We start from the raw sequence: 10,554 nt of genomic DNA, 5'->3' as shown, positions 1-10,554 counted from the left end.
CCGTTCAATGGCTCCGGTACAAGAGACAGCAGGCACAACTATGGATCATCAAACCGCATCCCTCCACGCCGGTCCGGACGGGCAGATCACCCCGATTCCCGACGCCAATCGGCAGGGGGCCCTCCTGGTACTGGTCGCCGCCGTGTTGTGGGGCACCACCGGCGCCGCCCAGGTGCTCGCGCCGTCCGAGGCGTCCGCGCTCGGCATAGCCACCGCCCGACTCTGCACGGGCGGACTGATCCTGCTGGCGTGGGCCCTGGCCTCCCGTGGGACCGTCGGGATGGCCGCCTGTTGGACCCGCTCCACCTGGGCGCTCACCGTGGTCGGGGTCGGTTCGGTCGCCGCCTACCAGGCGCTGTTCTTCTCCGCCGTGCGCAGTACGGGCGTCACCACCGGGACCCTGATCGCGATCGGCTGCGCGCCGTTGATCACGGGCCTGCTCGGCCTGGCGATCAAGGAAAGGCTCACCCGCGTCTGGGCGCTCGGGACCGCGATGACCGTCGCCGGACTGGCGCTGCTCTCCGTTCCAGGCGGCGCGGTGCTGGTCCGGCTCTCCGGGGTGCTGTACGCGCTGGCCGCCGCCGCCGCGTACTCGACGTACACGGTGGCCGGACGGATGCTGCTCTCCCGTGGGGTCGACGGGCGGGTCGTGGTCGGCACCTTCTTCGGTTTCGCCTGTCTGCCGATCGTCGCGCTCTCCGCCGGTGACGACTTCACGTGGCTGACCGCGTGGAACGGGATCGGTGTCACCCTGTGGCTGGGCGTCGGCGCGACGGCGGTGCCGTACCTGCTGTGGATCCGTGGCCTCCGGACCACGGCGGTGTCGTCGGCCACCGCCATCGGCCTCGCCGAACCGTTGATGGCGAGCGCACTCGGCATCTTCGTCCTCGGCGAGGAGGCCACCCCCTGGACCCTCACCGGGATGGCGGCCATCGTCGCCGGACTGGCGGTGGTCGGCCGCGCCGGCACGGACGCCGGGGAGCCGGCGACACGTCAGTAGATGGCGTCCCCGGGGACGGCGTCACCGGCGACCACGAGCGGGATCGCCTGGGCCTGCCCCTCGGGGCTCGCCGGATGCGGAGCCCCCAGCACCAGCGCCTGCGACACGTACGGGCCCATTTCGCGCTCACCGAGATTGACGCACGCCACCACGTTCGCGCCGACCAGCTCGTCCTCGCCGATCAGCGCGTACTGGCCGACCGAGACGCGTTTGCCCAACGGTCCGAGATCCAACTCGATCACCCGGCACGGGAAGCGCGTGTTCTCGGCAATGGGTGCCGACAGGACCCGTGCCACCCGCAGATCGACATTCTGGAACTTGCCAAAAGTGATCTGCGGCTTCACCGCCGCAGCAGCTCCGGCCATCGTCCGTCCTTTCCAATCGCCCGGTGCCGAACCGCCCGGTAGCGGATTCGGCGGCCCCAGGCTCGGTAGCGAACCGGCCCCACTCTATCGGGTCGTCACGCTCGGCCACGCCGGTGGTGGTGGACGATCCCGGGGATTCCGGTGGTCAGTCCGCGCGGCGGTAATGCACCGCCACCACACCATTGCGCATCGGCTTCGCCGAGAGCAGTTCGAGCCGGCGTGCGCCGGGCAGCCCGCCCTGGAACAGCGTCGGGCCGTGACCGGCGATCCGGGGTTGGAGGAGCATCCGGTACTCGTCGATGAGGTCCAGCCGGTCCAGCTCGGTCGCGAGGTTGCCGCTGCCGAGGAGGACCCCGGCCGGGGTCGCGTCCTTGAGCTTCTGCACGCCCTCGCGCAGGTCGCCGGTGACGTGGTGGCTGTTGGTCCACGGGAAGTCCGTGCGCGTCGTCGACACCACGTACTTGGGTTTGGCCTCCAGCTTGGCCGCCCACTCCTGCATGGCGGGCGGTGCCTCCTGGTCGCCGCGGGCGACGGCCGGCCAGGCGCTCTCCATCATCTCGTAGGTGACGCGACCCCACAGCATCGCCCCGCTCTCGTCCATGAGCCGGGTGAAGAAGGCGTGCGTCTCGTCGTCGGCGATCCCCTCCTGGTGGTCGACGCAACCGTCCAGAGTGATGTTCAGGCCGAAGGTGAGCAGTCCCATGACCGGCGAGTCTAACGCCGGTGACGCACGGACCGGGCGCGACAGGCAATTCGCGGTCAGCGCCCTTCCCGGACCAGAACCTCGATGGTGTCCGCCAGTTCGGAAACGCTCCGACGCCCGTCGATTTCGATGGTGGCACCACGTCTGAGCAGTGGTTCGACGGTCCGGACGTAATGGGCGATCTCCGCCTGCTGTTCGGGGGTTCTTCCATAGGGGTTCGTCCGGCGGGTGACCCGGTGGAGCAGAACCTCCAACGGTGCGCTGAGCAGAACGATGTGGTGAAAGCGGTGGTAGAAGCGGACCTGGTTCTCCACCGTCCCGGACACGACCAGATCGTGGTACCGGTCGAGCAATCGGCTCATCCGCGGCTCGTCCCAGGTCCCGTCGGGCAGTTCCCAGCCACCGTAGTCCGTGTCGACAGTGCGGAAACCCCGGCGGCGAAGCTCGTCGAGGACCGTGGTCTTGCCCGCGCCCGACATGCCGGTCACCAGTACCCGCGCCACGTCCGTAGGGTAGCGAGGGAGCAGACACGAGTCGGTGCCTCCGTGGCGATCGTGTCGGGGGAGTGGCACGGATCGAGGCGATGCTGATGGCGGGGCACACGGGGACGGCCGCCATCGGGTGCGACGATCCCTACCCTGCCCGTCGGCGCAACTGCGGTGGATCGCCCCCCGATGCCTGCCGTCCCTGGGCCGGCGCGACGTCCGCCCGCCGGTGACACCCGGATGAGTCTGGTGTCGGCGTTCGTGCCGATCTGGATTCTCACCGTCGTCGGCTACGCGGCGTGCCGGTGGGGTCTGCTGGGCGAGGCGGGGGCCGCGGTGCTCGGCCGGTTCGTGTTCCAGTTGGCGATGCCGGCCGCCCTGTTCCTGGCGCTGTCCGGGATGCCGCTGTCCGGGTTCGCCGGCCGCCCGCTGCTCGCCTTCGCGGCGAGCACCGCCGCGGTGGTCGGGTTCGGGTGGTTCGGTGCGAGCCGGCTGTTCGGCCGCGAACCAGGCGAGCGGCCCATCTGGGGCATGGCCGCCGGGTACGTCAACTCGGCGAACCTCGGCATCCCCATCGCCACCCAGGTACTGGGCGACGTGGCGTTCCTGGCGCAGGTGGTGCTGCTACAGGTACTGGTGGTGGCACCCGTGATCCTGGTCGCCCTGGACCGGCACGGTGACCCCGCCGGGCGGGTACGGGTCCGCCGGATCGCCTCCCTGCCGGTACGCAACCCGGTGATCCTGGCGTCCCTGCTCGGTGTCGCCTGCTCGGCTGCCGGCCTGCGGCTGCCGTCGGCGGTTGACGCGACACTCACCCTGCTGTCGGGCGCCGCAGCTCCGGCCGCCCTGGTCGCGCTCGGCGCGTCGCTGCACCACCCGACGTCGTCGCGCGACGGTCGGGCCGCGCCGGCTGGTCGGGCCGCGCCGGCCGAGCTGGCCGTGATCACCGCGCTGAAGCTCGTCGCGCAGCCGGCCGTCGCGTACGCGGCAGGGCTGGCCCTGCACCTGCCCGCGCCGCAGTTGCTCGCCGTGGTGGTGTGCGCGGGCCTGCCGACGGCGCAGAACACGTTCATCTTCGGCCAGGAGTACGGCGTAGGCGAGGCGGTGACCAGCCGCGCGGTGCTGCTGACCACGACACTGTCGCTGGCCACCCTGGCCGCGGCAGCGGCCCTGCTCAGGTAGGCCCGTCGACGGAGACGTCCGGTAACCACGCTGAGCGACACCTACCGTGGCGCTGACGGCCAGACCTGTCGATCGTCGCCCGGCGAGCCGGTCCGGAGAATCTGGCCGGGGCAGCCTAGCCCAGGATCGCCTCGATCAGGCGCATGGTGCCGTCACGCTCCCAGGTCGACTGGTAGTTGGAGACTCTCGGGCCGGGTGGATAGTGCGCCGGCATGTTCGACCAGGTGCAGCCGGTGCGTTTGCGGTGGTAGATCGCTTCCACGATCAGCCGGAGGTCGTACAGCCGGCTCCGCTGCGAGTTGCCGCCCGGCAGGACCGCCGCGACCTGCCGCCACTGCTCGTCGGTGATGCCGCCCATAGGTGACCGTCCGTGCTGCTCGCCCCGTTCGGGCCGGCGTGATGGTGGGCGCGGAGCCTCGACGACCCTCGGCGCTTCGACAGGTTTCGGCGGTTCCGCCGCGTCCTGCCGGTTCTCCCTGGCCGACAGTCGGGCCCGTGCCGCCGCCGCGATCTGTTCCCGAACCGGTATCGGTTGGGCCGGCGGATATCCGGTGAAGCCGGGTTCGAGGGCGGCGGTGAGGTGCCCGCAGGCCTGGCGGAGCTGCTCCCACTCGGGGGCGAGGGCCAGCAGGTGGGCGGTCGCCGGATCGTCGGGCTGCCCCTGCGGCCCGCCGAACGCCTGGAGGCGACCCAGGATCATCGGTTGGCGGTGGGCGTACCAGGCCAGGACGCGGGCGATGGCATCGTGCACCGACGACCGGTACTCCTCCTGGTACGGCCCGGCGAGGTTGAACGCGTACGCCTGCGTGTTGTAGTCGGCGATGTCGGTGGCGAGGTCCGGGCAGTCCGCCAGCGCCTGCGGGAACTGGGCCGGTTCCAGGTAGTCCAGCCATCGGGGCGCCGGCTGGTCGCCGCCGTCAGGTGCCGGGCCGCCGGGCTGACCGGGCAGGTCCGGCTGCGCGACGGTGGCGGTCAGATACCACTGCTGCAGGTGCTCGTCGCAGGCCGCGGCGAAGTACGGCAGGTACGCCTCGGCGACCTCGCCGGCGAGGGCCTCGGCGGCGACCGACCAGAGGGCGAACGTGAACCCGGTGTCTACCTCGAACACCTGCGCCAACCGGGCGACCAGCGCGTACATGTCGTCGATCTGTGCGAACTCCGCGACGAGCGTCGGATCGACCTCCCGGAACGCCACCGCCAGGGGGTGGTCGACCCACGGCGGCCGGACGGTGTCCACCAGCGCGACGACGAGGTGGTCCCGGTCCAGTTGCCCGCTGGCGTGCTGCTGGAGCAGCGTGATCGTGGCCAGGCTACGGCGCAGCTGGTCGACGCCGGTGTGGGCGGCCTGCTCGTCGGCCCAGGCATGGAACATCGCCAGGCAGGTGCCGTTCTGCTGGGTCTCGGCCCAGGTGAGGCGCTGGAAGTACGCCGGCTCGTGCTCGGCGAGCCAGGCGAAGGTCGTGGCGAACGTGTGTTGCCATGGCGCCGGCTGGACGTCCTGATGCGGATGCACGCCTGTCTCCCGGTCGGTGGGCTGGTCGGCACGAGCATGCGCCGGATCTGCCGGCCCGTGCCCCGGTCGCCGGCCGGTCCTGCGGGCAGTCCGGGTTGCCCCTGCGGGCAGCTTGACCGCATCCGCTTCGGCACCCACCCCGGCACCGTCGACGTCACGAGCGGACCGGGGCCGGACGCGTACGCCGAGGGGATGGGCACGCGATGATGGTGGCGTGAAGGCGATCTACCCTGACGACGGCGGTGGAGACCGGAAGGCGAACCCCGGGGCGGTGCCCGGTCTGCGCCCCGAACCCGCGGGTTCGGCCGACGCCACGTCCCGCACTATCGAGGTCGATGGGGAGACCTTCGTGCTCAGGCCGAACGCTTTCGGCGGCACCGACTACGCCTGGGTCAGCGGGCCGAACCCCGGCTACGGCTTCGGCGTCAGCCCGACGACGAACCTGTCGCCTGACGAGCACACCAGGAACATCCGCGACTTCCTGGACACCGTCGACCCCGGCACCGGATACATCGAAGACGAGTGAGCCGGTACGACGCTTCGGCCGTGCCGGTGCGAGCCTGTGCTCAGCGACATCGTGACTACCGGTACGACGACCCCGTCGATGCCTGGAGCGACACGCCGGTCCTGGAGTCGGGTGGACCGCTCGACCACCGGATGGCGAACCGCCTCGTCCCGGCCGGTCAGCCGGCCGAGGCGGTCAGCGCGGCGTGCAGGTGGTCCCGGGTGTCGTCGTCGAAGGCGACGAGTCGTACCCGGTGCACGTTCGTCGGGGTGGACCTGAGCGTCGCCACGGCGATCCGCGCGGCCCGCTCGGCGGGGAAGCCGTACACACCGGTGGCGATCGCGGGGAAGGCCACGGTCCGGGCGTCGAGCTCGTCGGCGACCTGCAGGCTCCTGCGGTAGCAGGAGGCCAGGATCTTGTCCTCGCCGTGTCCGCCGCCCTCCCAGACCGGCCCGACGGTGTGGATGACGTGCCGCACCGGCGGGTCGAGGTCGAACGCCGGCGTCGGCATCGCGTCACCCGGCGGGCAGGGGCCGATCGCGCCCCCGGCCCGGGCCAGCCGGGGACCGGCGGCGCGGTGGACCGCCCCGTCGACACCACCGCCACCCAGCAGCGACTCGTTCGCGGCCGTGACGATGACGTCCACGTCCTCCCGCGTGATGTCGCCCAGCACCACCTCGATGGTCACCACGGCAGAATCCTGGCACACATCGGACGACCGTGTCGTCACGACCGCGCCTGTTGCGTCAACCACCGGTTACGGCACGCGGCCGCCCGTCGGTCGACCAGATGCGGGCCAGGGTGCCGTTCTCCAGGGCCGTCCACAGGGCGTCGTCGGGTCCGACGGTGATGCCGTGCGGCTCGGAGCGCGGGGTGGGCAGGTCGTGGACCGCGATCGTCCCGTCGGTGGTGATGGAGCCGACCCGGTTACCCGCCCACTCGGTGAACCACAGGTCGCCGCTGCCGCTGGTAGTGATGGCGTGCGGGCGGCCGGCGCGGTCGGGTAGCGCAAACTCGTCGATCGTGCCGTCGGGGGTGATCCGCCCGATCTGGCCGGCGGCGATCTCGACGAACCAGACGGCCGCGTCGGGGCCGGCGGTGATCCCCACCGGGGCGGCGGCTTCCGTCGGTAGCGGGTGCACGGTGACGGTGCCGTCGGTGGTGTCGATCCGGCCGATCGCGTTCGCCTGGTTCATGGTGAACCACATGGCGCCGTCGGGGCCGGCCGTGATGGCCGACGGGTAGGCGCCGGTGACCGGGAGCGGGAACTCGGTGACCTCACCGTCGGTGGTGATCCGGCCGACGCGGTCGGCGTTCATCTCGGTGAACCACAGGGCGGCGTCGGGCCCGGGCGCGATGCCGTACGGCCCGCCGTCGCGGCCGGGTACGCGGAACCGGGTGGTCTCGCCGTCGGTGGTGATCCTCCCGACGCGGTGGGCCCGGGACTCGGTGAACCACAGCGCGCCGTCGGGGCCGGGAACGATGATCGTGGGCTGTCCGGCGGGGTCGACGGGGTAGGTGGTGGGTGCCTCGCCCGGGACCACACGTCCGACCTGGCCGCTGTGGGCGAGCGTGAACCACAGTGCGCCGTCGGGTCCGGTGGTGACGCCGTACAGGCCGCTACCGGCGTCGGTCACCGGGTGTTCCTGGATGACGACGGTCACGGGGTCCGCTCCAGTCCGTTGGCGACGGCGATGCGTTCGATCTCGGCGGGTGTGCCGGCCATCAGGGTGCGGCAGTGCCGGGTGACCAGGTCGGCGGGCCAGTCCCACCACGCGGCCCGTCGCAGCCGGTCGATGTCGTCGTCGCCGAAGCGTTGCCGGATCGGTCGGGCCGGATTCCCGCCGACGATCGTGTAGGCCGCGACGTCGGTGGTGACCACCGCACCGGCCGCGATGATCGCCCCGTCGCCGATGCGTACGCCCGGCATGACCGTGGCGCGGTAGCCGAACCACACGTCGTTGCCGACGACGGTGTCGCCGCGGCTGGGCATGGCGGTCACGACGTCGAGGGTCCGTTCGGCCCAGTCGCCGCCGAAGAGGGTGAACGGGAAGGTGGACGGGCCGGCGACCGGGTGGTCGCCGCCGGCCATCAGGAACCGGGTTCCTGCCGCGATCGCGCAGAACCTGCCGATGACCAGCCGTTCCGGCCCGAAGTGGTAGAGCACGTTGCGCTGCTCGAAGCCGGTCGCGTCGTCGGGATCGTCGTAGTACGTGTAGTCCCCGACGACGATCCTGGGCGAGGTGACCAGCGGCTTGAGGAACACCACACGCGGATGCGTCGCCACCGGGTGAAGGGCTGTCGGGTCGGGCGTCACGGGGAACCTCGCTCGCTAAGGCTACGGCTGTAGCGATAGCATCCTGGCATGGCGTCGCCACGACCGACAAGCGATCACCCCGACGAGCTGGTGACCGCTCCCACGCGTCGACCCGGCGGGCGCAGCGCGGCGGTCCGCCGCCGCGTCCTCGACGCCGCGCTCGCCCAGTTGGTGCAGCACGGCTACGACTCCCTGAGCATCGAGGTGGTCGCCGAGCGCTCGGGTGTCCACCGCACGACGGTCTACCGGCGTTGGCGGGACGTCGGTGGCCTGCTCGCCGACGTCCTCAACGAAGCGGGTGCCGACGCCTGGCGTCCCCCCGACACGGGATCGCTCGAAGGTGACCTGGTCGCGGTCAACCGCGAGGTCTACACCGCCCTGACCACCGACCCGGTGACCGTCGCGCTGATCGCCGCGTCCTTCCGGTCGGAGCGGGCCGCCCGGGCCTTGAGCGCCTTCTGGGCCGGCCGGTACGACCGCTGCGCGGACATCACCCGCCGCGCCGTCGACCGCGGTGAGGTCCCGGCGGGCACCGATGCGCGCCGACTGCTCATCGCCACCACCGCCCCGCTGTACCACGAGCTCGTACTCCTGCGGGCGGCGACGGACGCGGACCTTCCCGACCGTGTCGCCCGCAGCGCGACCACCGCCGCCCGCGCGGGCGCTTTCGCCGACCCGTAGCCAGCGCAGGTCCGACGGCACGTTCTCCTACTACGTCTGGCGCAACGGCAACTACGCAGCCCGTGTCTGGTACAGCAGCGGGTCGTTCAACCTCGACAACGTCGCCGGCCGCCTCGTCCTCGGCAACTGGTAGATGCGGTGCGGGCCGTCGGTGACGGACAGCCGCAACCGGTACGCCGCACCGGCGAGGCGGCGCTACGTGATGTCGAACAGTTGCCTCAGCCGGGCCTCGATCAGGGGTTGGCCGGCGGCGGACACGTCGTAGTGGCCGGCTCCTTCGAGGACGGCGAGGTTGATGTCGTTGTCGTTGATCAGCATCTTGTTGACGGTGTCGTAGGTGACCGTGGCCGGGCTGGTGATGTCGTCGGTGCCGTACAGCCAGAGAATCGAGCCCGGCAGCGTCGAGTTCTCCAGCCTGCCCTGGTTCTCCGCGTAGAACCGCTTGTTCTCGGGCAGGGCGTTCGGGGTGTCGCCGCGAATGCCGGGGTAGGTGGTCAGCCGGTTCGCCGGCGACGCGTTCAGGTAGTGCTGGATGTCCCGTTTGACCAGGGCGTTGAGGTCGTCCAGGCAGGTACGCCAGTTGTCGCGGTAGAACCTCAGCATGGTGGGGCCGTAGATCGTGGCGGGGTCGATGTCGTAGCCCGCGTACCGTTCGGTCCTGGTGAAGTAGATGGTCTCCGCGTTGGCGAAGACGAGTTGCTCGATCTGGTGTTCCGTCGGCGGGAGCCCGGACCGCGAGGCCGCCGCGATGTCGTTCCACAGGACCCGGTTCATGGCGGGCACGTCCGGGACCGGGGCGAGGGTGATGGTGCCGCGGTACTCCAGGTCGGGGTCGGCGATGGTGGCCCGGTCGGAGTAGTACGCGGCGGCCAGGGCGGCGAAGCCACCTTCCGACCAGCCGGCCGGCACCCACTGACCCGACAGTTGGTCACCGAGGAGCCGCTGCGCGGCCACCGCGGCGAAGACCATCGAGTTTCCCTCGCTGGACAGCTCGTAGTAGCCGTGCCCCTCCGGGACGCCGTCGGCCACCGGGCCGAGTCCCTCGTAGTCGGGGGCGACCACGGCGATGTTCATCTTCAGGATGGACGCCAGCAGGGGAGCGTTCGGCCCGTCGGCCCACCGGCCGTGTTCCTGGAGTTGCACGCTCGGCGCGCATTCCGGGGCCCACCCGACGGTGCCGTGCCCCCACACCACGAGCGGCCAACCACCGGCCGGTGGTGCCTGCGCGGGCAGGAACAGCATGGCGGTGGCGTTGATCTGGCCGCCCCGGATGCCGGGCATGCGGTAGACGACGAGTTGGCCGTCGGCCACGTCGGCGATCACCGACGGCACGTTACGCAGCGGCGTGGGTGTGCCGACCACGTCCCCGTCGGCGGCCATCTCGACGGCACCGGTCGGGCCACCATCGGCACCCCACGCCGGGGCGACGGGGATCAACAACCCCACCAGCAACACGACGACCGGAAGTCCGCGCCGGACCCGACCACGCCGTCCGCGTGATCCGATGGGGCAACTGATCATGGTGCTCCCGTCGTCGTGAGTTCCCGGGACCGCTCCCGCGGGGTCATCCACCGCCACCGACGTGGCCGTCGCGGCGTCCGCGCACCACCGGCAGGCCCCCCGGTGGTCGTCAGGACGTGCCGTCGGGTGTGACGGGTCAGCGGACCGGCCCCGCGAGATCCTCCGGACCCGGTGCCTACGGGTCGAGAATAAGCCGGTGCGGTCGGGTCAGAGATGGTTTTCCGGGGTCACCCCGGGGCAGGCGGTGACGACCTTCCCCTCCGACGTCATGACCACCCACCC

Annotated in this window: 12 protein-coding genes; 4 read left to right on the top strand and 8 right to left on the bottom strand. The window is 71.3% G+C overall.

The window, feature by feature from the left end:
* Positions 1–40 precede the first annotated feature (40 nt).
* Positions 41–1,000 carry a DMT family transporter gene (locus B5D80_RS15350; protein ID WP_158224190.1) on the top strand — a complete coding sequence of 320 codons (960 nt, stop codon included), beginning with the start codon at positions 41–43 and terminating at the stop codon, positions 998–1,000.
* On the opposite strand, the gene B5D80_RS15345 is transcribed toward B5D80_RS15350, so the two are convergent.
* The 3 genes from B5D80_RS15345 to B5D80_RS15335 all read right to left on the bottom strand — a co-directional run bounded on the left by B5D80_RS15345 (position 994) and on the right by B5D80_RS15335 (position 2,571).
* Entirely contained in the window at positions 994–1,365 is a 372-nt protein-coding gene (locus B5D80_RS15345; RefSeq protein WP_144081680.1) for a tRNA-binding protein, read from the bottom strand. The genes B5D80_RS15350 and B5D80_RS15345 overlap by 7 nt on opposite strands.
* A 145-nt stretch (positions 1,366–1,510) precedes the next feature.
* Positions 1,511–2,068, bottom strand: a complete 558-nt coding sequence (locus B5D80_RS15340; protein ID WP_088644554.1) for a dihydrofolate reductase family protein — start codon at positions 2,066–2,068, stop codon at positions 1,511–1,513.
* Positions 2,069–2,124: 56 nt separating this feature from the next.
* Entirely contained in the window at positions 2,125–2,571 is a 447-nt protein-coding gene (locus tag B5D80_RS15335) for an AAA family ATPase (protein WP_088644553.1), read from the bottom strand.
* A 222-nt stretch (positions 2,572–2,793) separates the two neighbouring features.
* Between B5D80_RS15335 and B5D80_RS15330 the strand changes: the two genes are divergently transcribed.
* Positions 2,794–3,735 carry an AEC family transporter gene (locus B5D80_RS15330; protein WP_088644552.1) on the top strand — a complete coding sequence of 314 codons (942 nt, stop codon included), beginning with the start codon at positions 2,794–2,796 and terminating at the stop codon, positions 3,733–3,735.
* Between the two features lie 115 nt (positions 3,736–3,850).
* Here B5D80_RS15330 and B5D80_RS15325 read toward each other — a convergent pair whose 3' ends face one another.
* Entirely contained in the window at positions 3,851–5,248 is a 1,398-nt protein-coding gene (locus B5D80_RS15325) for a transposase (protein ID WP_088644551.1), read from the bottom strand.
* 349 nt (positions 5,249–5,597) lie between these two features.
* Here B5D80_RS15325 and B5D80_RS34325 point away from each other — a divergent pair, with 349 nt between their 5' ends.
* Entirely contained in the window at positions 5,598–5,774 is a 177-nt protein-coding gene (locus tag B5D80_RS34325) for a hypothetical protein (protein WP_245854609.1), read from the top strand.
* A gap of 157 nt (positions 5,775–5,931) precedes the next feature.
* On the opposite strand, the gene B5D80_RS15315 is transcribed toward B5D80_RS34325, so the two are convergent.
* From B5D80_RS15315 to B5D80_RS15305, 3 genes are read right to left on the bottom strand one after another with little or no spacing between them, the layout of a single operon-like run.
* The gene (locus B5D80_RS15315; protein WP_088644549.1) at positions 5,932–6,444 is read right to left on the bottom strand and encodes an O-acetyl-ADP-ribose deacetylase; all 513 of its coding nucleotides are present in this window, start codon (positions 6,442–6,444) and stop codon (positions 5,932–5,934) included.
* Positions 6,445–6,499: 55 nt separating this feature from the next.
* Complete coding sequence (locus B5D80_RS15310) at positions 6,500–7,417, bottom strand: Vgb family protein (RefSeq protein WP_088644548.1); 918 nt, start codon at positions 7,415–7,417, stop codon at positions 6,500–6,502.
* Positions 7,414–8,070, bottom strand: coding sequence for a CatB-related O-acetyltransferase (locus tag B5D80_RS15305; protein WP_088644547.1), 657 nt, complete (start codon positions 8,068–8,070; stop codon positions 7,414–7,416). The genes B5D80_RS15310 and B5D80_RS15305 overlap by 4 nt, the downstream gene beginning before the upstream one ends.
* A 48-nt stretch (positions 8,071–8,118) precedes the next feature.
* On the opposite strand from B5D80_RS15305, the gene B5D80_RS15300 reads away from it, so the two are divergent.
* Complete coding sequence (locus B5D80_RS15300; protein ID WP_088644546.1) at positions 8,119–8,751, top strand: TetR/AcrR family transcriptional regulator; 633 nt, start codon at positions 8,119–8,121, stop codon at positions 8,749–8,751.
* 195 nt (positions 8,752–8,946) lie between these two features.
* Here B5D80_RS15300 and B5D80_RS15295 read toward each other — a convergent pair whose 3' ends face one another.
* Positions 8,947–10,197, bottom strand: coding sequence for an alpha/beta hydrolase (locus B5D80_RS15295; protein ID WP_144081678.1), 1,251 nt, complete (start codon positions 10,195–10,197; stop codon positions 8,947–8,949).
* Positions 10,198–10,554: the final 357 nt, after the last annotated feature.

This window comes from Micromonospora wenchangensis (assembly GCF_002210435.1).
In the GTDB taxonomy this organism is placed as follows: Bacteria; Actinomycetota; Actinomycetes; order Mycobacteriales; family Micromonosporaceae; genus Micromonospora; species Micromonospora wenchangensis.
This window is presented reverse-complemented; position numbering and strand designations above follow the sequence as displayed.

Coding starts and splice junctions, on each gene's coding strand:
- B5D80_RS15345 (WP_144081680.1), bottom strand. CDS start 1,365: ATGGCCGGAGCTGCTGCGGCGGTGAAGCCGCAGATCACTTTTGGCAAG.
- B5D80_RS15300 (WP_088644546.1), top strand. CDS start 8,119: ATGGCGTCGCCACGACCGACAAGCGATCACCCCGACGAGCTGGTGACC.
- B5D80_RS15330 (WP_088644552.1), top strand. CDS start 2,794: ATGAGTCTGGTGTCGGCGTTCGTGCCGATCTGGATTCTCACCGTCGTC.
- B5D80_RS15350 (WP_158224190.1), top strand. CDS start 41: ATGGATCATCAAACCGCATCCCTCCACGCCGGTCCGGACGGGCAGATC.
- B5D80_RS15340 (WP_088644554.1), bottom strand. CDS start 2,068: ATGGGACTGCTCACCTTCGGCCTGAACATCACTCTGGACGGTTGCGTC.